General features: G+C 59.3%; 23 protein-coding genes. 18 read left to right on the forward strand and 5 right to left on the reverse strand.

Annotation, left to right across the window (positions count from 1 at the left end; genetic code table 11):
- The first annotated feature begins 17 nt into the window (after nt 1-17).
- Entirely contained in the window at nt 18-521 is a 504-nt protein-coding gene (locus ACZ500_RS08995) for a hypothetical protein (protein WP_464232170.1), read from the forward strand.
- Nucleotides 522-577: 56 nt separating this feature from the next.
- Nucleotides 578-811 carry a hypothetical protein gene (locus ACZ500_RS09000; protein WP_464232171.1) on the forward strand — a complete coding sequence of 78 codons (234 nt, stop codon included), beginning with the start codon at nt 578-580 and terminating at the stop codon, nt 809-811.
- Here the strand turns inward: ACZ500_RS09000 and ACZ500_RS09005 are convergent.
- On the reverse strand, nt 804-2,330 hold the full coding sequence (locus tag ACZ500_RS09005) for a hypothetical protein (RefSeq protein WP_464232172.1): 1,527 nt from the start codon (nt 2,328-2,330) through the stop codon (nt 804-806). The two genes, ACZ500_RS09000 and ACZ500_RS09005, sit on opposite strands and share 8 nt — an antisense overlap.
- A 165-nt stretch (nt 2,331-2,495) precedes the next feature.
- Entirely contained in the window at nt 2,496-4,457 is a 1,962-nt protein-coding gene (locus tag ACZ500_RS09010) for a hypothetical protein (protein WP_464232173.1), read from the reverse strand.
- 908 nt (nt 4,458-5,365) lie between these two features.
- On the opposite strand from ACZ500_RS09010, the gene ACZ500_RS09015 reads away from it, so the two are divergent.
- The 15 genes from ACZ500_RS09015 to ACZ500_RS09085 all read left to right on the forward strand — a co-directional run bounded on the left by ACZ500_RS09015 (nt 5,366) and on the right by ACZ500_RS09085 (nt 21,106).
- Nucleotides 5,366-6,496 carry an Rpn family recombination-promoting nuclease/putative transposase gene (locus tag ACZ500_RS09015; protein ID WP_464232174.1) on the forward strand — a complete coding sequence of 377 codons (1,131 nt, stop codon included), beginning with the start codon at nt 5,366-5,368 and terminating at the stop codon, nt 6,494-6,496.
- Nucleotides 6,497-6,595: 99 nt separating this feature from the next.
- Entirely contained in the window at nt 6,596-8,179 is a 1,584-nt protein-coding gene (locus tag ACZ500_RS09020; protein WP_464232175.1) for an ATP-binding protein, read from the forward strand.
- A gap of 218 nt (nt 8,180-8,397) precedes the next feature.
- Nucleotides 8,398-8,526, forward strand: coding sequence for a hypothetical protein (locus ACZ500_RS09025; protein ID WP_464232176.1), 129 nt, complete (start codon nt 8,398-8,400; stop codon nt 8,524-8,526).
- 260 nt (nt 8,527-8,786) lie between these two features.
- Nucleotides 8,787-9,449, forward strand: coding sequence for a GntR family transcriptional regulator (locus tag ACZ500_RS09030; protein WP_464232177.1), 663 nt, complete (start codon nt 8,787-8,789; stop codon nt 9,447-9,449).
- Between the two features lie 9 nt (nt 9,450-9,458).
- Complete coding sequence (locus ACZ500_RS09035; RefSeq protein WP_464232178.1) at nt 9,459-10,829, forward strand: MmgE/PrpD family protein; 1,371 nt, start codon at nt 9,459-9,461, stop codon at nt 10,827-10,829.
- Nucleotides 10,830-10,842: 13 nt separating this feature from the next.
- Nucleotides 10,843-10,980 (forward strand): hypothetical protein, encoded by a 138-nt coding sequence (locus ACZ500_RS09040; RefSeq protein WP_464232179.1) that lies wholly within the window; start codon nt 10,843-10,845, stop codon nt 10,978-10,980.
- Between the two features lie 3 nt (nt 10,981-10,983).
- Nucleotides 10,984-12,393, forward strand: a complete 1,410-nt coding sequence (locus ACZ500_RS09045) for an FAD-binding oxidoreductase (RefSeq protein ID WP_464232180.1) — start codon at nt 10,984-10,986, stop codon at nt 12,391-12,393.
- A 32-nt stretch (nt 12,394-12,425) separates the two neighbouring features.
- The gene (locus tag ACZ500_RS09050) at nt 12,426-13,607 is read left to right on the forward strand and encodes a (Fe-S)-binding protein (protein WP_464232181.1); all 1,182 of its coding nucleotides are present in this window, start codon (nt 12,426-12,428) and stop codon (nt 13,605-13,607) included.
- Nucleotides 13,608-13,729: 122 nt separating this feature from the next.
- Nucleotides 13,730-14,752, forward strand: a complete 1,023-nt coding sequence (locus ACZ500_RS09055; RefSeq protein WP_464232182.1) for a TRAP transporter substrate-binding protein — start codon at nt 13,730-13,732, stop codon at nt 14,750-14,752.
- A gap of 142 nt (nt 14,753-14,894) precedes the next feature.
- Nucleotides 14,895-15,383, forward strand: a complete 489-nt coding sequence (locus ACZ500_RS09060) for a TRAP transporter small permease (RefSeq protein ID WP_464232183.1) — start codon at nt 14,895-14,897, stop codon at nt 15,381-15,383.
- A gap of 76 nt (nt 15,384-15,459) precedes the next feature.
- Nucleotides 15,460-16,740: a TRAP transporter large permease gene (locus tag ACZ500_RS09065; RefSeq protein ID WP_464232184.1), complete on the forward strand. Its 1,281-nt coding sequence runs from the start codon at nt 15,460-15,462 to the stop codon at nt 16,738-16,740.
- 430 nt (nt 16,741-17,170) lie between these two features.
- A complete protein-coding gene (locus ACZ500_RS09070; protein WP_464232185.1) occupies nt 17,171-18,754 on the forward strand; it encodes an ATP-binding protein in 1,584 nt (527 codons plus the stop codon).
- 505 nt (nt 18,755-19,259) lie between these two features.
- Nucleotides 19,260-20,438 carry an ATP-binding protein gene (locus ACZ500_RS09075; RefSeq protein ID WP_464232186.1) on the forward strand — a complete coding sequence of 393 codons (1,179 nt, stop codon included), beginning with the start codon at nt 19,260-19,262 and terminating at the stop codon, nt 20,436-20,438.
- 99 nt (nt 20,439-20,537) lie between these two features.
- Nucleotides 20,538-20,663: a hypothetical protein gene (locus ACZ500_RS09080; protein ID WP_464232187.1), complete on the forward strand. Its 126-nt coding sequence runs from the start codon at nt 20,538-20,540 to the stop codon at nt 20,661-20,663.
- A gap of 80 nt (nt 20,664-20,743) precedes the next feature.
- Nucleotides 20,744-21,106, forward strand: coding sequence for a hypothetical protein (locus ACZ500_RS09085; protein ID WP_464232188.1), 363 nt, complete (start codon nt 20,744-20,746; stop codon nt 21,104-21,106).
- An 11-nt stretch (nt 21,107-21,117) separates the two neighbouring features.
- Here ACZ500_RS09085 and ACZ500_RS09090 read toward each other — a convergent pair whose 3' ends face one another.
- A complete protein-coding gene (locus ACZ500_RS09090; protein ID WP_464232189.1) occupies nt 21,118-21,414 on the reverse strand; it encodes a type II toxin-antitoxin system RelE/ParE family toxin in 297 nt (98 codons plus the stop codon).
- Nucleotides 21,408-21,587 carry a hypothetical protein gene (locus ACZ500_RS09095; protein WP_464232190.1) on the reverse strand — a complete coding sequence of 60 codons (180 nt, stop codon included), beginning with the start codon at nt 21,585-21,587 and terminating at the stop codon, nt 21,408-21,410. The genes ACZ500_RS09090 and ACZ500_RS09095 overlap by 7 nt, the downstream gene beginning before the upstream one ends.
- Before the next feature lie 476 nt (nt 21,588-22,063).
- Between ACZ500_RS09095 and ACZ500_RS09100 the strand changes: the two genes are divergently transcribed.
- On the forward strand, nt 22,064-22,528 hold the full coding sequence (locus ACZ500_RS09100) for a hypothetical protein (protein WP_464232191.1): 465 nt from the start codon (nt 22,064-22,066) through the stop codon (nt 22,526-22,528).
- 232 nt (nt 22,529-22,760) lie between these two features.
- On the opposite strand, the gene ACZ500_RS09105 is transcribed toward ACZ500_RS09100, so the two are convergent.
- Nucleotides 22,761-25,271, reverse strand: coding sequence for a hypothetical protein (locus ACZ500_RS09105; protein WP_464232192.1), 2,511 nt, complete (start codon nt 25,269-25,271; stop codon nt 22,761-22,763).
- Nucleotides 25,272-25,394: the final 123 nt, after the last annotated feature.

Genomic DNA, 25,394 nt, shown 5'->3' on the forward strand with positions numbered 1-25,394 from the left:
GGGCGCTGGAGGCCGCGTTGCGTTACGTGGCCTCCGCGAACGATCAGGTGAAAGCCGAGGATCTGATTAGAAACGCCAAAGCTGTTTTTCACGAGAAGGGAGGTGACATTATGCCTACTCTGGCGGAGCAATGGATCGAGCAAGGTATGCAACAAGGCATGCAACAGGGCATCCAAAAAGGCATGCAAAAAGGCATGGAGCAAGGCAAAAAGCAGGGCTTACATCAAGGTATGGAACAGGGCATGAAGCAAGGTATGCAAAAAGGCATGCAACAGGGCATGGAACAGGGCATGGAACAGGGCAAAAAGCAAGGTTTACACCAAGGAATACAAGAGGGAAAACTGAAAGGGGCGCGCGCGATGGTGGCGGAGGCCCTGAGAACGAGATTCAACACCCTTCCTGCAGAGATCGTCGAGAAGATCGAGGAAATTGACGATGTAGATGTCCTGACAAAACTCTTGAGGGAAGCGATCGATGCCCGCGACATGGAGGAATTCAAGACGGTCCTCGGTCAGATCTAAGGGATATGAAAAGCGCCTTTGAACCGCCTTCCGGGCGACAGCAGGAGAGCCGGGGGATGATCGAATCGCCGCCGGGCGATACATGCAACACCGGGAGCAAACGCAAGATGACCGCTAAAATGAAGCTGCCCATCGGGGTGCAGCCTTTCTTCGGGGCCCCGGCCAGGGTTTTGGCAGTCCGCGCCACGCGCCGGAGGGGGTGGCTGACGGGGTACCTCTCGGAGTTCTGCGCTCAAACGTCCGTAAAGCGACACAACGGGGTGGTGCGGCAAGCAAACATCGTTACTTGATCCAGAGGCTTGCGCCGTTGCACCCGATGGACTTCCACAAGACGAAGAAGTGCTGCACCGCGCCGGCGGGCGGATACTGCTCGAGCACCGTGCGGCTCAAGTTGAAAGGGTTTTTTGGCAGGGCGGTCCCATCGATGTCGTAGACAGCCAATTCCACGTTGTAAAATCTCATATCCACGTTCGTAATGGGTTTTGCGGCCTCGGCGATCATCACCAGAGCCTCTTCGAGACTCATGCCTTTGAGATCCGGAAAGACCAGGTTGAAATCCCTATAGACGGCATAGCCGACGACGAAAGGATTGGAAAGCGGCGTAATCAGGGGCCGGTCGTTCCGGGTGGGTTTGGTGTCTTTCAGATGGATTGGGCGGTCGTTGGAGCGATCCCCTTTCTGCGCTGATTCATTGCGCTCAGGCCGGTATTCCAAGGTGCTCACCCATGGCAAGTATTCCCCACCATCCTCGTCGGAGCAAAGGGTTACCGTATCGCTGCAATCCTTCACCGCGGGCTCTTTTTTCGGAGGCTTGAAGACATTCTCCAACCTCAGGGGATCAGGGGCAAGCTGTCCGATCATCTGGTCGAAGACGAGATCGAGTCGGTTATGCAGATCCTGTCCCTCATCCTGCGGATGATACTCGTTCGGAATCAGGTGGAACTTCCCGAGGTGCGAACCTCCCCCGAAGAATCCGAGCCCAGCCGAAAAGAGCCAATGACCGCCTTTGGGACGGCGGGGGTCGCTGACCCAGTCCCCTTCGTCGATATAACAGGCACTTTGCTCCTTCGCATACCGGATATCCTCTTTCTTGAGCGTCGAAAGGATTCCAGACCCCAGCCCGAGAGGATTGAAAACCTCAAACGGGACATGGTGCTTCGCCCCCGCATAGGCCGCTATCGCCCCGCCCATGGAGTGCCCGACCAACTTGAGGTGATGACGAAGCTGCCCGTTTTTCAATGCTCGGTCCACATCCTGCGTTAAACCATCCGCCTGCGATAATTGTTTCGGCACGAGCCCGGCAAGGATCTCTGCGCATTTCACGCTGTCTTCCAAAGAGGACATCCCCGGAAAGGCGATCACCAACTCGTCGAGGGCATCATTCTTCCAAAACAAGGCCGTCAGGTCGGGGTAGTGGACGAGGGTGCCGTTCTGTTTGCGGGCGATCATTCTGGACAAAGACTTTTCGGTCTTACTGGATGCCTCGATCAGACGCCATTCCCCCTGCGCAATCCCCTGGTTCAGGAGAAAGTACTCCCGGAGCCGGCCCAGTTTTTGGAGGTCCAATTCCACCTTTCCGGATATCTTTCCCCAATGGACCGATTTGCTGCCGATCCGGATGGACTCATCTCCCGTCGGTACAAACCGGCATTCTCTAAATCCAGAAGAAGTATCGTCCACCATCTGGCCGATGGACTGTTGTTCAGGGAGCGTAACAAGATAAACGTCTTTCACGTTCGGCGGAGACAGCTTGCGGATGGTGGCAGCTCCGATGGAAGGGATCATCCACTGCGCCTGATTGACCGCCACAAGGAACTTATCAAAATTGCTGGATGGTTTGATGGCCGTTCGATGCCTTCTATGCTGTTCTGATGGATGCATCCGAGGTGTTTGTGTGCTCACATGGTCCAATCGGATTCGACTATCGCACATGATATACATCCATGGAAGTTCATTGTAACAACAAATTCTTTTTTATAATTCATTCATTTGCCTGTCCGCTGGTTGTCTATATTCATCCCTTCTCACACAGTAAATCTTCCATAATGCCTTACCAAAGTCTGTATAAATGTCAAAGTCTATGCAATCAATTTCCTGTTTCCTTGTAAAAGGCCATGAGATAATCTCTTTCCGGTCGGATCGTCTCTCGACATCGAAAAACGTATTGCATATTCTGTGAACACCTCCACCTAAACTATATATGTGTATCGCCAGGCACTCGATGCATATTTTACGATCACCAAGGGATCGGCTCAGATCCTCCCAAAGCTGTAGGAATTCGCTTTGAGCATCCCAAAAATTTTCCAGTCCTTCACCGTAATAAGGCACGTTTTTCGGGGTAATCCAAAAGCTCCGGAAGGGCGGGTTCTTACGAAGGCGGTAAACTTCTTCGACATCGTCTTGCAGCTCATCCAGATAAGCATCCATTTGAGGCTTTGATGAAAGGAACTCGCCCTGCATTTGCTCAGTCACCTGTTTGTAGATCGGATCGTAAATATAACTAAGAGGACCCCGGGTCGGGTCGCCCAATTCCTCGCACCTGCGTTGAACTTCCGCCTTCCAACGTCCATAATAGGGGAGCCAGGATTGACGGATACATTCGAAGTATGGCTCGGTCTTCTTCTTTTTACGAAGCTCGATGATCGGTCCACCGCGGGTCCGCCTTCCCTTCAAAAACCGCCACCTGGATCTTTTCTCTTCCAGCGGCACCCCGTAGGCATGATTCACCCAGATATCCCTCACCACCCCCAGAACCGCCTTCTGCTCTTCATCGGAGATGAACAACTTCCGCATGACATCCTTGGCCCTCCGGATCGTTTTCTCGTAAAACGCTGGATTTGGGTCTTCGTGCATGGATTTCAAAGGAGCGCCGCTATCGGCGCGTTCGGGCCGGGTTCGATACAGCTGCACCTTCAACCCTTCTTTTGCTGATTCCTTTTCGGCTTCCGGGGAGGGACCGGAACCGAGGACACTCGGCGGCTTTGCGGGCGGAGAAAACTGCTCGAGCGGCTTCGAAAAGGATTCACCAAGTCCGGGAAAAAGCAGGTCGGGAATGGACGGCGGGCGATGGTCGGCGGCGGTGGTCCAAGGGGACAGAATGGGGTTCGAAGGGTCAAGGAAGTTGTACTTCGCGGGATCGAGGAAGTTCAGCGGCCTTTCAGGGGGCGTGGGCCGTTGTTTCAGGGCGGTGGGCCGCTCCATCTCGCTGTCCCTTTTTGGGGTCTTCTCATCATAATCGGCGGCAACAGAGGTCTTTTTCCTGCGATAGAGTTCCTTTCTCAGACGCGGCATTCGTCTTTCTTTTTTCAATACGGGCAGTCGCCCGGGCTTATCGTTCACACCATGGTTGCGGATGCCGGGGACGGCCTCCCGCTCGATCGGGGGGCAGGCTTCCATAGCGCTGGTGATCACATCGATGATCCCGCGCACCTCGGATGGAGGCAGGCTCCGTGTGCCGTTTTCAAACGACCAGGGATCCATCAGATCATAGGAGACGATCGGCGTGAGGCGGGCACGGCTCTTGAGGTCCTGCAGATCGGAGCGGAGCCTGTTCATGGCCTCCGCGCAATGCAGGGGAAACATATCCGGCTCGATGAGCGGGGCGATCAGATCCTTCAGGTCTACGGGCTGCTCGGCATCCTCGAGCAAACGGTCGCTCGATTCGATCAGATCCCTCAGATTATAAAGGAAATAGTCCTTTCCCAGCGGCAGATGGATCAGACGCGCGAGGTCGCTCTCCACACGGGAAAGGGCCCTCGCCTTTCTCTCCTCGAGGCTCGGCATGCACCCGCACCAGGGCCTATGTTCAAAATCGCGCCGACGCAGGGCGACCGTTTCCGGATCGCCGCCCTGCTTGACCTTGAAGGTTCGGGCGGCGAGATCCAGTTCAAAAGGGATTTGCCGATGGCTGAACGAGATGGTGGTGATCGGAGGCATCGGGTTCCTGCTCATGAGGGTTCATTGGAGGAACTCAAACGGTCAAAAAGGGTGAAGCAGGATCTGTGCCACACGACCAGGCCGCAGGTGGAGGGGGTGGTTCCTGCCGTTCGGGTGGTTGAATGCCCGATCGGGTCGGAAGGAGAGCGAAACCGAAAGCAAAAACCCATGGCGCATGCACAAACAACAGTGCATGGCACATCGTGCAAAACGGGTTGTCTTGACCACGACGGGCCTTCGTGTGCAGGACCTCACGACCGAAAACACCAATCTCTGCCCACACGGGTAGATTTCTGCATGTTGATCATATGGAATTGACCGAAAACACCAACATCTGCCCACACGGGTGGATTCTACGGATGATAGCCAACCATGCAGCCTCCCCGCACCAACCTCTGCCCACACGGGTGGATTTCTACTCGGCAAGCGACGGAAAGCCCCTGTCAATAGCTGCCTCCAGGCCGATGGGGCGATCCCGTCATAGACCGGGACCAAGATATGAATGAGCCAGCAACCTCTATGCGGATGGAGCGATGCCCTCTGCGCGAACCCCACGATGAGGAGATTGCACCAGCCTCCGCGCCCGTGGGCGAATCTCCGGATTGACGCATCCGGGCGATGGCGGCCGATGGCCGGTCACGTCGGGAGAATACATTCTCGCTAAGCGGATGACGCTCGACCCTCTGCAATAGACGTTCTTGCGAGCGGATGACATTTTGCGCACTGCAATACATGAATCCCATCCGGCACAGAACGTGCTTGCGATGCCATGGATGATTGCCACCGCTCAAAAAACGGGCAGATATAGCCGGGAAAAAAGCAGCCCAGACAGGCGGCCCTCCCCTTCAGGGCTGCAGCCACCCCCCTGCCCGGTTTGGAGCTTGACGAGATGAGGGAGCACGTTTAACATGGCTTCAGATAAGGTAAACAGTCCGCATGACAGGTACTTCAAGCAAACCCTGTCGCACGCGGATCAGGCCAGAGATTTTGTGCTCCACTACCTGCCGGCGGAGATCACGCGCCTGCTGGATCTGGAAACCCTTTCGGTGTGCAAGGGCAGTTTCGTCGACCGCCAGCTGCAGCATTATTTCTCCGATCTGCTCTACGAGGTCGAGATCGAGCAAGGCGGTTCGGCCTTCGTCTATCTGCTCTTCGAGCACAAGAGTTCTCCGGATCGCCTGACCGCCTACCAGGTGCTGCGCTACATGGTCCGGATATGGGCGGAGTGGTTGAAACGGGGAGAGGCCGGGGCGCTCCCGCCGGTGATCCCGGTGGTTCTCTATCACGGTCTGAGCTGCTGGAAGATCGGGCTCGCGTTCGAAGACCTTTTCGAGCTGCCCCGGGAATTGCGCCCTCTGGTGCCGAAGTTCAAGTATCTGCTATGCGACCTGTCGCAATACAGCGACGAGCAGATCAAGGGCGCCATCCGGCTCAGGCTGCCGCTCCTGCTGCTGAAGCATATCTTCTCAAAGGATCTGACGGCGCGGCTGCCGGACTTCCTCGAACTCCTCAGGTCCCTGTCGGACAACGAGAGCGCCCTCGAAGCGCTGGAGGCGGCGCTGCGCTACGTGGCCTCCGCGAACGATCAGGTGAAGGCCGAGGATCTGATTAAAAACGCCAAAGCTGTTTTTCACGAGAAGGGAGGTGACATTATGCCTACTCTGGCGGAGCAATGGATCGAGCAAGGTATGCAACAAGGCATGCAACAGGGCATGCAAAAAGGCATGGAGCAAGGCAGAAAGCAGGGCTTACATCAAGGTATGGAACAGGGCATGAAGCAAGGTATGCAAAAAGGCATGCAACAGGGCGTGGAACAAGGCAAAAAGCAAGGTTTACACCAAGGAATACAAGAGGGAAAACTGAAAGGGGCGCGCGCGATGGTGGCGGAGGCCCTGAGAACGAGATTCAACACCCTTCCTGCAGAGATCGCCGAGAAGATCGAGGAAATTGACGATGTAGATGTCCTGACAAAACTCTTGAGGGAAGCGATCGATGCCCGCGACATGGAGGAATTCAAGACGGTCCTCGCTCAGATCTGAGGAATGTAGAATGCACCCTCCTTGACCGATAAGGAGTCACACCGGTCAGGCCGGGGACTTTCGCCGGGCAGTGAATGTAAATCCGGGAGCACACGCACGATGAGCGCCAAAAAGAAACTGCCGATTGGGGTGCAGTCTTTCCGCAAGATCCGGGAAGGCGATTATTATTATGTGGATAAGACCGGATTTATTCTGGGGCTGATCGAGGAGGGAAGCTACTACTTTCTCTCGCGCCCCCGGCGCTTCGGGAAAAGCCTGCTGGTGGACACCCTGAAGGAACTCTTCAGCGGGAGCCGGGAACTCTTTGCCGGGCTTTACGCCGAGGACCACTGGGACTGGTCCGTGTCCCACCCGGTCTTGCTCTTCAGCTTTGCCGGGGGTGTCCTGGGATCGGTCGAGGCGCTTGAAAACAGCCTGATCGAGCAGCTTACGTACGCTGAGGAGAATTGGGGGATCAGCATGCGGTTTCCCGAAATCCGCAGCCGCTTCAAACAGCTCATCCGCCAAACCCATGAAAAAACCGGCCGGCAGGTGGTAATATTGGTGGACGAGTACGACAAACCCATCCTGGACGCCATCGCGGACCGGGAAGAGGCCGCCCGGGTACGGGACGTGCTGCGCGACTTCTACTCGGTGATCAAGGACAACGACGCCCACATCCGCTTCGCCTTCCTGACCGGGGTCTCCAAGTTCAGCAAGGCCGGGATCTTCTCCGGACTGAACAATCTGCGGGACATCACGGTCGAAGCACCCTATTCGGCCATCTGCGGCTACACCGAGGAAGATTTGGAGACAGTCTTCGCCCCGGAGCTTCCGGGCCTCGATCGGGCGGCCATCCGGGAATGGTACGACGGCTACAACTGGCTGGGGGAGAGCGTCTACAACCCCTTCGACGTGCTGCTGCTCTTCTCGAAGCGCACCTTCGGGGCCTACTGGTTCGAGTCCGGCACCCCCACTTTCCTGGTCAAGCTCGTGCTGGAGCGGGGTGTATTCACCCCCAGCCTGGGGCAGACCGTAGCCTCCGAGATGCTGCTCTCGACCTTCGATGTGGACACCATGCCCGTCGAGGCCCTGCTCTTCCAGACCGGATACCTGACCTTTGCCGGGACGCGGCGCATGGGCGCCCGGACCGAGTACCGGCTGGGCTACCCCAACCTGGAGGTGCAGAGCGCCCTGAACGATGTGCTGCTCAAATCTTTGCTGGCCGATCCCGGAGCGGCCGAGGGGGTCGTAAGCCGCCTTTACGATGTGTTGAGCACCGCCGACTTCGACGCCCTCGAGGCCCATTTCCGGGCCCTGTTCGCCGCCATCCCCGCCGACTGGCACCGCAAAAACGCCATCGCCGAGTACGAGGGCTACTACGCGAGCGTCTTCTACAGCCATTTTGCGGCCCTCGGGCTGGACATCCGGGTGGAAGACGCCACCAGCCGCGGCCGGGTGGACATGACCGTGCTTTTCGAGGGGCGGGTGTTCGTCTTCGAGTTCAAGGTGGTGGAACTCGAGCCCGAGGGCCGGGCCCTGGAGCAGATCCTGGCTCGCCGCTATGCCGACAAATACCTGGACCTGGGCCGGCCCATCCATCTGATCGGCGTCGAGTTCAGCCGCAAGGAGCGGAACCTCTGCGCCTTCGAGGTCCGGAGCCTGCCCCCACCGGCCACAGAAAACGCAGGGCCGCCGGGATAATGGCCCATGAAGGCCCTCAACGCTTCCGACTACCACATCCTGATCCAACCTCTTGAAACACCCCCCTGTCGCTGACCGATGCTCTGTCCCGGAAGACTGTTTGCCGACACGATCGCCTCCCCCCACACACATCCAAGCGCTACCGAATCCGAAAGCTATCTTGTTTCCGTCCGAAAATAGTCTTTTTTGCCAATCTCGGCGTCGATCTGCACGTTTGCTTGTGCGGCGACCACAAGGTCGCCTCCGCGCAAGCGCTTGATTTCCTTGATATTGGCCAAACCGGGACCCGCCGCGTAGCGGTGGGACTGAGCGGCGTAGCGGTGAAGAAACCGGGACCCGCCGCGTAGCGGTGGGACTGAGCACCCGAAGGGTGTGAAGAAAAATCCTCATTTCCGGATTGGAAACCGGGTTCTATAGGGAAATCATTTCCGGATGGATACGAAGTAAAAATCCTCTCAGACGCCGCTGTTCCAAACATGAATGAGATGGCGGTGCATGAAGTTCGAAAAGGCATAGATGAACTATACTCATTTATTTGCTTGACAAGGGGTTTCAGTATGCTTTATAGCATACCGAGCGATATATTTAGCGATATATTGGAGAGTATATGAGTCAAAAGCAGGACAAAAATTCGAGTCTACGGACTAGGGCTTATGAGGCGGTCAAGGACAAGATCATCTATTTGAACCTCAAGCCGGGAGACAAGATCTTCGAGAGCGAGATCGCCCAGGAGCTGGGGGTGAGCCGGACGCCGGTCAGGGAGGCGCTGTTGCTGCTGGAAAACGAGCTGCTGGTCGAGTGCGATCCGCGGCTCGGGTTCCAGGTCAAGCGGCTGACGCCGACCGAGATCGAGGAGTACTTCGCGATCCGGATCGTTTTCGAGGAGTTCGTGGCGCCGTTTATTATCGAACGGATCACCCCGGAGGAGATCGAGGCGTTGAAGCGAAACGTGGAGGAGGCCGATGGCAGTGTCCAGGGCGGGGACCTCACTCAGATCATCCGGTGCGAGACGGACTTCCACACGATTTTGTACCAGGCGGCGAAGTCCGAGATGTTCTTCCACATCATCTCGCGGATCGTCGACAAGTTCCAGTGGCTAAGGGCCATCGGGCTGAGCGCGCCGAGGGGCGCGGAGATCTCTCTGGACGACCACAAGGCAATCCTCGAAGTGGTCGAGGCCAGGGACACCGAGGCGTTGAAGCGGTTGATGACGGAGCACATCCGGCACGGCAAAGAGAGATTCGAGCAGATGAAGGCGCTGTTTTTCTAGGAGGCCAAGATGAGCATTACACGACAACTCGTTCGGTATCTGCGGGAGGCCCGGTTCGAGGACATTCCGGAGGCCTGTGTGGCGAGGACCAAGGATTTCGTGCTGGACGAGATCGGAAACGCGATCGGAGGGTCCGTGCTGAAATCCGGGAAGATCATCATCGCCTGGGGAAAGGCGCTGGGGGGCGCGGAGGAGGCCACCGTGTTCGCCGACGGGGCGAAGCTGCCCGTCGCGATCGCCTCGGGGGTCAACACGCAGCTGTGCATGGGGCTCGAGCTGATGGAAACCTACAAGAACCGGGCGCATCCGGGGTCGGGGATGGTGATGACGGCGCTCGCCTTCGGGGAGCGGGAGGGATTGGACGGAAAAGAGCTGCTGACGGCTGTCTGCAGCGCCTACGACGTCACGGGGAGAATCATCGATGCGACCTTCCCCTCGCCCGAGCACCGGCTGCGGGTGTGGAACGAGAGCTGGCAGGGGTGCGGCCCGCTGGCGGTGGCGGTGCGCTGCCTGGGGCTGACGGAGGACGAAGGCATGCACGCCTTCGGCATGGGGCTCGGGAACGCGCCCACCATGAACGTCCACAACATTTTGTATGTGCCGGGGTCGATGTCGAAGCTCGGGAACCCCTTCCACAACTTCGTGGCGGTCAACGCGGCGATCCTGGCCAAGATGGGCTACACGGGGTTCCACGAGATCCTGGACGAGCCCTACCCCTATTGGACGACCATCTCGGACATGAACCGCGAGGAGGTCTACACGGAGGGGCTCGGGAGCGATTTTCTGCTGACCTCGGCGATGGCCTTCAAGCCGTGGCCGACCTGCCGGTGGGCGCAGCCCGGGATCGAGTCGCTGCTGGGGATCATGGGGGAGCACGGGGTCGGGACGGACGAGATCGAGTCGGTCGTCTACGCCGCGCATGAGAAGATCACCGGGTACCCCTATGCGAACACCGAGCCGAAAAACCCGGAGGACGCCTACTGGAGCGTGCCGTGGCCGTTCGCCAACGCGGCCCTGGGATATCGGCCGGGACCGGACTGGTACGACGAGAAGCGGTTCGAAGAGAAGGCCATGAAGGACTTCATGCAGAAGGTAAAGATCGAAACGCTGCCCGAGGCCGTCGAGGCCTTCGCGAAGGAGCCGGAGAAGTCGGTCACCCTGCTGAGGGTGAAGACGGTGCGGGGGGAAATCTTTCAGAGGTGGACGGAGTACTGCAAGGGCGACCCGCAGAAGACGCTGAGCCACGAAGAGGTGATCGAGAAGTTCCGGGCGCAGACGGCGCAGGTCCTCTCGGAGGAGCGGGCAAGGGAGATCATCGGGCTGACGGAGCGGTTCGACGAGTTGGAGGATGTGCGCACGCTTGTGGCTCTTATCGCCTAGTTTCCACTCGGAAATGGCCTTTTGGGCCGATCCCGACGTCCATCTGCCCGTTTTGCTTGTGCGGCCCCCGCGCAAACGCTCGATTGTCTTGATCATGGCGAAAATTCCCCATGTACGGATGGGAAGCTGCATGGTGGAGGAAGAGGTGTAAAGGATGAAACAGAGGATTTACGAAGCCGTCAAAGGGATCGTGGGCCAGGCGCACGTCTCGGACAATTTTTTCGAATTCGTCAACAACACCCTCGACGCCTACCCGTACGAGCTGGATCTCGACCGGGAGAAGCTCCCGTTCGTGGTGGTGAAGCCGGGGAGCGCGGCGGAGATCTCCGCAATCTTCCGATGGGCGAACCAGGAGGATGTGCCGGTCTACCCGCGGGGTTCGGGGACGGGGCTGACCGGGGCGGCCAGGGCGCCCGAGGCGGGGATCATCCTGAGCACGAGCCGGCTCGATGGGCTGGAGATCGACACCGACTACGGGTACTTCGAGTGCGGGCCGGGGGTGACGGTAAACACAGTCGACCTTGCGCTGATGGAGCAGGGATTCTTCCTTCCCGTCTACCCGGGGAGCAAGCTGGTGGCGAGTATGGGCGGGATGATGGCCGGGAACACCAGCGGGCACATCATCGATGCCTGCATCGGCAAGCCGGCCGACTATGTGCTGGGGCTCACCGTGGTGCTGCCGAGCGGGGAGATCCTGGAGACGGGGTCGAAGGGGCTGCGGAAGCCTGCGGGGACCGATCTGACGAAGTTTTTCGTGGGGAACGACGGGCTGACCGGCGTGGTCACGCGCATCCGGATGCGGCTGGTGCCGGCCAGGCACAAGGCCTTCGGGATCGCGTACTTCGGGGAGCCGGAGGGGGTGGCGAGGGCCGTGGTGCGGCTCTACCGGGAGAAGGCGCCCCCTCCCCTCTTCATGGAGTTCATGGACCGGGCCAGCACAGCGGTGGGGTTCGAGCACGCCGGGCTGCCGGTGCCGCCCGGGTGCTCGATCTTCTTCGCCTCGCTCGGCGGATCGGCGGAGGAGGCGGCGGGAAACCGGGACCGGATCCTCCAGCTGATGGAAAAGGAACAGGCGCTCGAGGCGGAGGCGATCGGGTCGGTGGAGGAGTGGATGCGGATCTGGACCGCGAGGGAGATCATCATCGCCTCGCTCATGCAGAAGCACAACGGACAGTTCACAGGGCCGGAGATCGTGAGCACCTTGCCCGGGCTGGTCGACTGCATGACGGAGCTGACCCGCTACACTGAAAAGGACCCGATCTTCGACGGGGTGCCGGTCTACCTCTTCGGCCACATCGGGGCGCTGACCTTCCACCCGACGGCCATCCTGCCGAAGGACTGGGACAACGAGAAGAAGCGGCGGCTGGTCGAGGCGGAGTTCGAGATCGAGACGGAGATGAACCTGCGGTTCGGGACGTGCGGGGGCGAGTGGGCGCAGTTCGGGAAGCGGACTGAGTTTTTCAGGCGCCGGTACGGGGAGAAGGCCTACCAGCTGGTACGGGGGATCAAGCGGGTGTTCGACCCGAACGACATCCTTTGCCGCGGGGTCCTGGAGGGGCTGTGATGCGGGGGATGATTTCAAGGGGGGAATGTTAGATGGAAGCCGTCAGCGATGAGATGAAACCGGTCGAGGACCGGATACTGGATATCGTTTCGAGGTGCGTCAAGTGCCGCTTCTGCTTCACCGAGTGCCCGGTCTACGAAGCCTCGGACCGCTGGATGGTGAACGGGAGTTCCGGGATCACGCAGTCCCTTTACTACGGGCTGAAGTACAGCCGGGTGGATGCGGACCTGCGGGACATCCTGATGCGGTGCACGACCTGCGGCAGCTGCGAGATCATCTGCGAGAGGATCATGGCCGGGGTGAAACTCGTGGAAGCGATCCGCGGGGGGAGGCAGATGCTGCTCGACCAGGGGGTGCCCATGATCCGGGAGCAGCAAAAGGCGCTGGAGGCGCTGCAGGTCGTGGGGAACCCCTACGGGAAGCAGGCCGGGAAGCGGACGGCGTGGGCGGAGGGGCTCGGGGTGCCGCGGGCCGCGGGTGAGGAGAAGCCGGAGGTGATCTACTTCGTGGGGTGCACGGCCTCCTACGACGACCGGGTGCAGGGCGTGGCGCGGGCCCTGGTCGGGATCCTGCGAGGGTGCGGGGTGCGGTTCGCGGTCCTGGAGGACGAAACGTGTTCGGGGGATCCGGCCTTCCAGATAGGGGAGACGGGGCTCTTCGAGATCCTGAAGGAGCGGAACCTGGAGGCCTTCGAGCGGGCGGGGGCGCAGGCGGTCGTGACGACCTCGCCGCACGACTTCGACTGCTTCCGGACGCAGTATGCGGAGGATCTCGACGGAGTGCGGGTGCAGCACTATACGGGGCTGCTCGGCGCGCTTCTGGATGAAGGGAAACTCGCGTTCCGGGGAGCCTATCCAAAGCGCGTGACCTACCACGACCCCTGCTACCTCGGGAAGCACAACGGGGTGATCGAGGAGCCGAGGAAGGTCCTGAGAAGCATCCCGGGGCTCGAGCTGGTGGAGATGCGCCGGTCCGGGCGGCAGAGCCTTTGCTGCGGGGGCGGCGGGGGCCGGATGTGGGCCGAGTTCGGCGAGAAGCCGCGGCTGGCCGAGCTGCGGGTGCTGGAGGCCGTGGAGACCGGGGCGGAGGTGCTGGTCACCGCCTGTCCCTTCTGCCTGCTCAACTTCGAGGACGCGGTGAAGACCCTCGATCTGGAAGACCGGATCTGCGTCAGGGACGTGGCGGAGATCGCCTTCGAATCGGTCGGCGGTTAGAGGGCGTTCCTGATGGGGGCTGATTCGACAAGGTGCCATGAAATGGCGAAAGGCGGTTTGGAACGGCAATCGGGCCAGTGAACCATTCAACGCTTTAAAGGTCAAAGAAAAGGAGTCGGACGATGAAAAGGGGAGATTTCGGAGTCGCGGTGTTGTGTGCTGCTGTCATGGCCCTGGTCGGGCCGTTCACGTTTCCGGGGAGGGCCGAGGCGAAGGCGGAGTACGTGATGAAGGTGGCGATCGTCGCGCCGCCGGTGCAGGCGTGCGGCAGGTTCGGCGCCATGCTGAAGGAAAACCTCGAGAAGGCCACGCAGGGGCGCATCGAGGTGCAGGACTTCCCGGGCGGGCAGCTCGGGTCCTGCATCGAGCTGGCGAACAAGGCCTCCATGAACATGATCCAGGTCGCGCTCCCGGGGTGCCCGGCGGCCTGTAGCCTCGGCGGGAACTCCATCAAGCTCTCGCTCATGACCCTGCCCTACATCTTCCGCAACTATGAGGACGTCGAGAAGTTCCTGCGAAGCGACCTGGTCGAGGAACTCTACGACAGCACGGACCATTTGAACACGACCATCGTCGGGTTCATCGACTACGGGTTTGCCTGCCTCGCCACCAACAAGGCGGTCCGGAAGATCGAGGACATCAAGGGACTCAAGATCCGGGTCCCCGAATCCTACATCCAGAAATCCATGACGACGGCGATGGGCGGAAGCCCGACCGTCATCCCCTTCACCGAGACCTACGAGGGTTTGAAGCGCGGGATCGTCGACGGGATCGACCAGGCCTGGACGACGCTCTGGAAGGCGAAGCTCTATGAGGCGACGCCCTATGTGACGGATACGGCGCACTGGTACGGGACCTTTCCCGTGATGGTCAACAAGACGTGGCTGAAGAGCCTCCCGCCGGAACTGGAGGAGACCGTGCTGCGCGTCATCCAGGAAACCTGCGTGCAGGAGCGGGCGGCAAGCCGCGCGGAGGAGGTCGAGGCCAAGAAGGTCCTGGCCGAAAAGGGGGTCGAGATCATTGCGCTCTCACCCGAGGAGACCGCGAAGCTTGTCGAGATGATGAAGCCCGTGCAGACGGAGTTCGAGGACAAGATCGGGAAAGACTACCTGCAGAGGGTGCTGAGCTTCATGGGCTACGAGTAGCGGACAGGCGCGCACGGCGGGAACGGCCGGGCGGAGGACGGGTGCCGCTCAGCGCTGCCTGGCGGCGTGGCGCACCCTATGCGAACAGAGAGATCATCGGCGGAAATCGAAGAATTGTCGCTCTGACAGTCTGGAGAAAGTGATGCTGCGCACTATCCTTGCGCGTTTGGACAGCGTGATCGAACAGATCGAGAAGTTCGTCCTGTTTTTCGGGATGGCGGCGGCGCTCGTCGCCTCGCTCGTCAACGTGGTCATGCGCTATGTCTTCTCCTACCCGCTGGCATGGCCGCCCGAGCTCGCCCGCTACTGCATCATCTGCGTCGTGTTCGTCGGAGCGAGCGCCGCCATCAAATCCGGGACCCACCTGAAGGTCGACGTCATCAGCCAGCTGTTCCCGAAGATGGACCGGTTCAACCGCTGGTTCAGCCAGCTGATCGTGATCGTCTTCGCCGCAGCGGTGATTTACATCAGCACGGACCTGATCCATATGCAGTACGTCACCCGGCAGAAGTCCATCGTGCTGGAGATCCCGTTCTGCCTGTTGTATGCCATCCCCGCCATGGCATCCGTCCTGATGATCGTTCGATCGGTGATTCAACTCGCCGGACAGCCCAGGGAGCAGGCGCTCTGAGGCGCTGAAGGATGAAAGGAACCGGCCGGCGCGGGGCGCTGTGGCGCCGCACACCCGGCAAGGAGGAAAGCGCGGTATGGAAAACCTGGTGCTCGTGTTCGTCCTTTTTCTGCTCTTTTTCCTGTCGGCGCCGATCTACATCGCCCTCTTCCTGACCTCCCTGCTGGTGATCGTCTGCTTTACGACCATCGATCCGATGGTGCTGGCACAGGTGCTCTTCCGTTCGATCGACAAGTTCTCCCTGCTGGCCGTCCCCTTTTTCATCCTGACGGGCGACATCATGGCGAGGGGAAGCATCGCGGTGAGGCTCGTCAAGTTCACCGAAACCCTGGTGGGGTTCCTGCCGGGCGGGCTCGCGATCGCCGGGGTCGTGGCCTGCGGGCTTTTCGGGTCCATCTCCGGATCGACGATCGCGACCATGGTGGCGATCGGCGGGATCATGATCCCCGCGATGATGGAGCGGGGGTACGACAAGTCCTTCACCCTCGGGATCATGACGGCAGCCCCGATCCTGGGGATCATCATCCCGCCGAGCGTCCCGCTCATCATCTACGCGCTCCTGACCTCGGAATCGGTCGGGGAGCTGTTCATCGCGGGGTTCGTGCCGGGGTTTCTGATCATCCTCGGGCTGTGCCTCTATGTCTTCTTCTACAGCAAGAAGCGGGGGGTGGAGACGAGGGGCTTTCCGACCGGGGCGGAGCTGTGGGAGGCCGTCAAGGCGGGGGCATGGGCCCTCTTCCTGCCCATCATCATCTTCGGGGGCATCTTCTCGGGGGTGTTTACGGTGACGGAGGCGGCGGCGGTCTCGGCCTTCTACGCGCTGTTCGTCGAAAAGGTCGTCTACCGCGACCTCCCCTGGAAGAATATTCCGAATATCCTGATCCATTCGGGGCTGGTCACTTCGTCGTTCGTGATCATCATCACGGGCGCCTCGTGCCTGGCGGAGTACCTCACCATCCAGCGGATCCCGCAGGAGATCGCGGAGTCCGTGGTGTCGACGGTGAAATCGCCGTTCGTGTTCCTGTTCATATCCAATCTCATTTTGCTGGTGGTGGGAACCTTCATCGACATCATCTCCGCCATACTGCTCTTGACACCGATATTCATACCGATCCTGAGCGAGTTCAACGTCGACCCGGTGCATTTCGGTCTGCTGATGACGGTGAACCTCGGGATCGGCTACATCACGCCGCCACTCGGGGTGCTGTTGTACATCGGCATGCAGATGGGGAACGTGACGCTGATCGAGATGATGCGTGCGATCGCCAAACCGCTGCTGATCCTGCTCGTCATCCTGTTGATCCTGACCTACATCCCATGGTTCACGATGGTGCTGCCCGAGGTGTTCTACCGCTGAGGCGGAGCAAAGGGGCCCGCTCCGCCGCCAGATCCAGCCGCTCACCAAAGTCGAACGCCACCTCTCTCCGCCTTCCCTGCCCTTGAAAGTCCTGCAGGCCGGATCCAGATCCGGATCGAAGGACGTCCCCTGCCGGCTGAACGAGAGGCTGCGGATGAGCCTCTGCCGATTGCATTACATGAATCCTACCCGGCACAGAAAGTGCCTGCAGTGCCATGGAGTGAAAGAAACGGGCCATCCCTTTCCCCTCGGGAATGGAGCCGCACCCTGCCCCGGTTTGAAGCTTGACGAGATGAGGGAGCACGTTTAACATGGCCTCAGATAAGGTAAACAGTCCACACGACAGGACCTTCAAGCAAACCCTGTCGCACGCGGATCAGGCCGGGGACTTTCGCGGGACGGTGAATGCAACACCGGGAGCAAACGCAAGATGACCGCTAAAAAGAAGCTGCCGATCGGGGTCCAGTCTTTCCGCAAGATCCGGGAAGGCGATTATTACTATGTCGATAAGACCGGATTTATTCTGGGGCTGATCGAAGAGGGAAGCTACTACTTTCTCTCCCGCCCCCGCCGCTTCGGAAAAAGCCTGCTGGTGGACACCCTGAAGGAGCTCTTCAGCGGGAGCCGGGAACTCTTTGCCGGGCTTTACGCCGAGGACTACTGGGACTGGTCCGTATCCCACCCGGTCTTGCTCTTCAGCTTTGCCGGGGGTGTGCTGGGATCGGTCGAGGCGCTTGAAAACAGCCTGATCGAGCAGCTTACGTACGCTGAGGAGAATTGGGGGATCAGCGCACGCTTTCCTGAAATCCGCAGCCGCTTCAAACAGCTCATACGGCAGTGCCATGAAAAAACCGGCCGGCAGGTGGTAATATTGGTGGACGAGTACGACAAGCCCATCCTGGACGCCATCGCGGACAGGGAAGAGGCCGCCCGGGTACGGGACGTGCTGCGCGACTTCTACTCGGTGATCAAGGACAACGACGCCCATATCCGGTTCGCCTTCCTGACCGGGGTCTCCAAGTTCAGCAAGGCCGGGATCTTCTCCGGACTGAACAACCTGCGGGACATCACGGTGGAAGCACCCTATTCGGCCATCTGCGGGTACACCGAGGAAGATTTGGAGACAGTCTTCGCCCCGGAGCTTCCGGGCCTCGATCGGGCGGCCATCCGGGAGTGGTACGACGGCTACAACTGGCTGGGGGAGAGCGTCTACAACCCCTTCGACGTGCTGCTGCTCTTCTCGAAGCGCACCTTCGGGGCCTACTGGTTCGAGTCCGGCACCCCCACCTTCCTGGTCAAGCTCCTGCTGGAGCGGGGTGTATTCACCCCCAGCCTGGGGCAGACCGTGGCATCTGAAATGCTCCTTTCGACCTTCGATGTGGACACCATGCCCGTCGAGGCCCTGCTCTTCCAGACCGGCTACCTGACCTTCCACCGGACGGAGGATCTCGCAGGCTCGCGATTTTTTCGCCTGGGCTATCCCAATCGCGAGGTCTATCAAAGCCTGAACGTCTGCCTGGCCGGGGCCTTCCTGAATGACCCGGGCCGCGAGAACCAGCTGCGCCTGAACCTGCTCCGCAGCCTGCAATCCGCCGACTTCGCCGCCCTGGAGGCCCATTTCCGGGCCCTGTTCGCCGCCATCCCCGCCGACTGGCACCGCAAAAACACCATAGCCGAGTACGAGGGCTACTACGCGAGCGTCTTCTACAGCCATTTTGCGGCCCTCGGGCTGGACATCCGGGTGGAGGACGCCACCAGCCGCGGCCGGGTGGACATGACCGTGCTTTTCGAGGGGCGGGTGTTCGTCTTCGAGTTCAAGGTGGTGGAACTGGAGCCCGAGGGCCGGGCCCTGGAGCAGATCCTGGCCCGGCGCTATGCCGACAAATACCTGGACCCGGGCCGGCCCATCCATCTGATCGGCGTCGAGTTCAGCCGCAAGGAGCGGAACCTCTGCGCCTTCGAGGTCCGGAGTCTGACCCCACCGGCCGCAGAAAACGCAGGGCCGGCGGTCTGATTAGAAACGTCAACGCTGTTTTCGAGGAAGATCGGGCTCGCGTTCGAGGACCTTTTCGAGCTGCCCCGGGAATTGCGCCCTCTGGTGCCGAGGTTCGAGTATCTGCTGTGCGACCTGTCGCAATACAGCGACGAGCAGATCAAGGGCGCCTTCCGCCTCAGGCTGCCGCTCCTGCTGAGGTAGATGTCCTGACAAAACTCTTGAGAGAAGCGATCGATGCCCGCGACTTGGAGGAATTCAAGACGGTCCTCGCTCAGATCTGAGGGATATGAAAAGCGCCGTTGAACCGCCTTCCGGGCGACGGCAGAAGAGCCGTGGAAGAATTGAATCCGCCGCCCTAGCCGTGAATGCAGCACCGGGAGCACACACCAGATGACCGGTAAAAAGAAACGGCCCATCGGATCCGGGAAAGCGATTATTGTTACGTGGATAAGACCGGCTTTATCCGTTATACAATTCGATTGATCCATTGCCATTCAGCCTGAAAAACGCTATCTTCGACCCCATGATACGACGCGAGGCCGAACAGATCATCCGATCCCTTCTCCGGGGCTTCCCCATCGTGACGGTGACCGGACCCAGGCAATCAGGGAAAACCACCCTCGCCAAGGCGGTTTTTGCGGACAAGCCCTATGCGTCTCTGGAGGATCCGGACGTAAGACTCTTTGCACGCGAGGACACGCGGGCATTTCTGGAGCGTTTCCCTGACGGGGCTGTCCTGGATGAGGTTCAGCGCTGCCCGGAGATCTTCTCCTATCTCCAGTCCATCGTCGACGCCGACGGCCGCATGGGGCTGTATGTGCTGACGGGTTCGCAGCATTTCGGCCTCCTTTCCGGCATCACCCAATCCCTGGCCGGCAGAACCGCCTTTGTGGAGTTGCTGCCTTTTTCCCTGGAGGAACTGTCGAAGGCGGGGAAGCAGCCTCTGAACCTCGAAGAGATGCTCTTCAAAGGCGGCTATCCGCCGCTCTACGACCGGGAGGTGGCGGTGCGCGCCTGGTTCAACGCTTATGTCACCGCCTATCTCGAGCGTGATGTGAGGCAGGTCTCGAACGTCCAGGATCTGGAGGCCTTTCATCGTTTCGTGCGTCTGTGCGCCGGGCGGTGCGGGCAGCTCCTGAACCTTTCCAGCCTGGCCGACGACTGCGGCATCAGCCGCAACACGGCCAAAGGCTGGATATCGGTCCTGGAGACGAGCTACGTCTTGTTTCAGCTGCGGCCGCATTTCGCCAACTTCAACAAGCGCCTCGTCAAGACCCCCAAACTCTATTTTTATGATGTCGGGCTTGCCGCGTGGCTGCTGGGAATCGAAGCGCCCCATCAACTGGAGACCCACCCGCTGCGCGGAAACCTCTTCGAAACCTTTGTGGTCGCAGAACTGATGAAGTCCTTCCTCAACCGCGGTGAAAGGCCGCAGCTCTCTTTTTGGCGCGACAGCAACGGCGTCGAGGTCGATGTGCTGATCGAGAGGGCGGGGCGGATCATGCCGCTCGAGATCAAATCGGGCAGGACGGTCACGCGTGAGTTCTTCTCCAGCATCGATAAATGGTCGGCCCTGGCAGGACACACCGCCGTCGATCCCACGCTCGTATACGGAGGCGCGGACAGCTACCGGATGAAAGGAAGAAGAGTCGTCAGCTGGAGGAAGATCGGACCGGATCTGCTCGGAATACCGGCTCCTTGAGGCGAGACGCTCCTCGCGCTCAAGCCGCGCGACCTGTTGACGACAGCATCAGGATTCGGCAGGATATCGTTATTTACGCTAGCTAGTTTCCATCCGGAAATGGTCTTTTTGGCCAATCTCGGCGTCGATCTGCACGTTTGCTTGTGCGGCGACCACCAGGTCGCCTCCGCACAAACGCTTGATTTCCTTGATATTGACAAAGCGGGACCCGCCGCGAAGCGGTAGGACTGCGCATGCGAAGCGTGTGAAGAAAAAATCCTCATTTCCGGATTGGAAACCGGGTTGTGCCGGGAAATCATTTGCGGATGGAGACGAGCACCATCAGCCGCAAGGCGGTGGGTTTCGAGCACGCCGGGCTGCCGCGGTACTCGATCTTTTTCGCCTCGCTCGTCAACACGCTCATGCGCCATGCGCCGGAGGAACCGATCTGGGCTGAAAGGCTTTTTGAAGAGATCGAGAGCCCCAGATCGCTTAACAGGCCGGTGAAAAAGGTATTTTTCAACAAGCTGTCAAAGCGGAATTTAGAAAATCTGAGTCCTTGTGCATCGAAATTCTCAAGGCGATTGCTGCTGAAAAGGGAATCAGAAAAGCAGCCTCGCAGAGACCACTCTCAAGAAAGAGATTGCAGATCAAAATTTTCCAAAGCCTTACGCAATAACTTCATCTGAAATTATTGGTTTCAAGGAATAATCTGTTTGGAGTTAGAAAAATCGCGCCTGCCATGTAGAATTGTCAAAATTTCCACCCTATCCGGTTTGACTGCATAGATGACCCTGTATGAATAAACAAATATTTCCTTGATATTGGGATCGTTTACCTCAGGCACTATCCTGCCGATATTTGGAAAACGATCAAGATTCTCAACTCTTTCAACAACATCATAGGCGACTTTTCTTGCGTAAAACTTCGAATCACGGGCAATATAGTCGTATATCTGCTTAAGGTCTTTCTTTGCAGGACCAGACCATACTACCATTCTTCCATTTCCTTTTTTAATTGTTCGGTGGAAATACTATCTCCAATTTTAATAGCCTCTTTGCCCTTCCTTACCTTATCGATAACGTACAATTGATACATTATGTCATCGATGCTGGCTGAATCAGGCAATTTTGAAATTACATCTATAGCTTCGTCCTTCAATGTCTCCATTGTTTTATTCTCCCGCGTCGAATAACCATTATCAGTTAGTTTCCATCCGGAAATGGTCTTTTTTGCCAATCTCGGCGTCAATCTGCGCATTTGCTTGTGCGGCGACCACCAGGTCGCCTCCGCGCGAACCTTTTCGAGACCTTTTTGGTCGCAGAACTGATGAAGGTCTTCCTCAACCGCGGTAAAAGGCCACAGCTTACGTTCTAGATCTTGCCGCTTCATCCAACGAGGACCTTATCGCGAATCGCGTGCAGCACAAAATCCCCAGCCCGGTACCCGGGCGGCGGGATTTGGTTGAAACAGTTGTCATGTTGACCAGTTACCTCTTTTAGCCTCATGTTAAACGTGCTCCGCCAGCCCGTCAAGCTATAAACAGCCTGGACGGATCCTGTATGCAGCGCAGGCCGGGATGGTGGCGCCAATGATGGAAAGGACCATCCAGCCCGTATGATTGACCGCCATACAAGGCAGCCAGGATGATTTTGACGGGTACCATCGAGCGGCTTTTCAACAGGCAATCAGGGAAAACCACCCTCGCCAAGGCGGTTTTTGTGGACAAGCCCTACGTTTCTCTGAAGGCGGGGAAGCAGCCTCTGAACCTCGAAGAGATGCTCTTCAAAGGAGGGTATCCGCCGCTCTACGACAGGGAGGTGGCGGCGCGCGCCTGGTTCAACGCTTATGTCACGGCCTATCTCGAGCGCGATGTGAGGCAGGTCTCGAGCCTCCAAGATCTGGAAGCCTTTCATCGCTTCGTGCGTATGAGGAACCCCCTCTCTCAGCGAAACAGCCGGCGGAGGCGCCGCCTCGTATCGGCGGGTCAGATCGGCCAAGGCCTCCCTCCGCTCGTAGGGAAGGCGCTCGTCCCCGGCAAGCCTCCAGCCCTTCTCCGGGAGGTGGCCGTAATCCCGTTGCTGCATGGGATGTTGCCAACGGCGGCATGAAAATTGCCTCGACACAACATCTTCGCCACTCGAAACATATGGCAGTTTTCCGATCCTGGCCCAACAAAACAGACGCTGCCAGGCTACGAGCAATGATCGTTCAATTTCACTTCAACCGGACAGCTTCATGCCGTCTCGTGGAACGCGCAGGGAAAGCCCCCGCGCGTTCCAACCGGTGGCATACCACGGCGCTGGACTCTGACGGGGACTTGCCCGGTGCGGCGTGTCATGCTCAACGGTGATCCTCGTTGTCGAAGACAGTGTTGTGGTTATTGTCGTCGTCCTTGTCGCTATCCAATTCGTTGTGGATATCGCTGTCGTCACGGGTGGTGATCCGCCGTGTCGCGTCCCAGTGCTCGCCGTCGAAGAGAAGGACCAGGGTCGGATCCTCCCGCCGGCCCAGGGATTCCCCGGTTTCCCAGTCGACGTTACAAACCATCCATTGCTGCCGGCGCCGGCCGTCGAGCTTCCTCGACCAGACCACCCCGATGCGGCGCCTATAGATCTGCGCCAGGATAGGAACCAACTCCAGTCCCCCCGGTTTCCCCGGTAGAGAAGGGTCCTTCGCGCTCCGTTTGTATCTTACATGTTGAATGTCAAACTTGATTTGAAGCCAACGTTCCCAGAAATAGTAGTCCCATAGGGATTCTTGGCAGGGTCCTTGGGGAGCTCTGTTCAAAAAAAAGCCGAACCCGTCGAGCATGCCGCCGACAACCGGGTCCAGGACTTTCACATTTTCCGGGTCCAGATGGAACTTCCCCCTGATAAGGGTAAAAGAATCCGTCAGATCTTGCCTGACTCCCGCCATCCCCCTTTCCGTGACACGGCCCAGCGCTTCGAAGAAGGAGTCGTCACCCCTTTCACACGGAACACGCTCCACCCCGAACACCTTGCGGAGCGACTCCCTTTCGCTTTCTGAAGGGCTGGTTGCATCCGCCGGCCTTTCCCGTTTCGGCTCTCTCGTTTCAGCGGCGCGGGCCCGCAGGCCCTGGATCACCTGCGACAAGGGCTCGTTGCTTTCATTTCGGGAAAACAGCTTGAAGCCGGCGCGCGCCTCCGGCAGCAGGTCGTTGAAGGACTTCAGTCGGGCAAGCATCCCTTCGAACACCCAGGCCGAATTCCTCACTTCGGCCTGGCGCATCCTGGCCACCCGGGGCGCCATCAGGTCACGCACAACCCCGCGAAAGAACTCCGTATCGCTTCCGGCGAGCCAGGGAAGCAGGGCGACGCAGATCCGCCCCTGGTATTCCCGCAGGGAGGTGAAACGATCCCTGCCTCCGGGGGCTTCGAAAAGTTCCGCCTCGAGGTCATCGGTTTCCTCCTCGATGACCCCCGCAACGGCCGCCAGCCGTTCCAGGACCCCATCGTCGCGCAGTTCACCGACCATCGCTTCGAAAACCTCGCCCGCCTGCTCCTCACAACTCACCCGGGATGCGTAAAGGGCCAGCAGGCCGCGGATGAACCCGTGAATGAAGGCGGGATCCCGATCGGACACCCAGGGGTAGACCGTGTCGCAAAGCTCCCGCTGCCGCTCTTCCGTCAGCGCTGCCGGACCCGCGAATTCCCGTTGACGCAGGAAGTTCACATCGGAGATGATCCTCTGCACGACCCGTTTCGGCACGGCAGGCCTCCCGTGCGAATACGGGAGAGCGCCTTGGCGCCGTTCCGGACCAGGCTGGTCACTCCGGGCGCGCCGGGCCTCATCCTGATGGACCAACCGCGATACGAAATTCGAATAGATGTCACGGGGCGTCTCCGCGCCCGTGACGATCCGCCAGATGCGCTCCAGATCGTTCCAGTTGTAGCCGGTGTTGTCGTGCCGATCCGTCACGACCGTTTCGATGATCCCGTGAATCAGGAACAGGTACGAGTTGGTTTTGCCGGGATCGCGAAACAGGTCGCCCCACTTTTTGGGGTCGGTCAGCTCGAGGAACGCATCCCTTTGCTCACCCGTGAGCGTCTGCGCCAGTTCAGCGCGCATGACGGCGTTATAGGTCGGGAGGTCGTGCGGGCCCCGCATCGCCTTTTCGAGCCGGGTCTGGATGGAAGCGTAGCCCTCGGCCCCGACCCTGTAGACGGAGCGCTCCGCCTGCTTCAGCCGCGCAATGATGTGAATGTTGGTTGCCACATATTGGACATAAGCCTCGTAATCCCCAAGAGGATTCTCGCCGTCGGGGAGAAATGTGCGCGTCAGATGGGTATAGGCCTCCTTTTCCTTCCGGTCCAGGCCCTTGGGCATCCAACGCCTGCGTATCTCCTCGGCGCAAATGCTGCGCACCAGAACAGGCACCGCTTCGACAGCGCTCTTCTTCTTCGAAAGCAGTCCCGCGAAGACCTCTTTCGGGTCCTTGCGGCTGCGCCCCCTTTCTGCGCTCAGAGGCCTGTAGGCCCGGTCATAGTCCGTGTCGACGCTGTCTCTATCCTTCAGGGACCAAAGGGTATCCGCCTCGCGTGCCCCGGCAGGGTGATCGAAATACCATTGCGCGATTTTCTTCATCACATCCAGTAAACTTCGGGATGGGTCCTTTCTGTCGAGGGACATTTTGGCTATCCAGGCCATGGAAGGGTGCAGCATCACCTCCAGAAGGAATCTACGGTCCGCCAGGGAAGCCTTTTGCGGCAGCGCCTCCTCGAGGCGGCCGAGCGTCTTGATAAAGGCGACAGAGTTCTCCCCGTGAAGGCTTTCGACCTGTTTGAGGAAGCGGGTGAAAGCCGCTTTGCCGACCTGATTCTGCACGGCCACCGGCAGACGGGCCGGCAGGTGGTGATATGGGTGGACGACCCCGGCAAGCCCATCCTGGACGCCATTGCGGACCGGGAGGAGGCCGCCCGGCGCCCCGGTTCGATTATCTCCGGTGCAGCCTGT

This window comes from Desulfatiglans parachlorophenolica, from assembly GCF_055394735.1.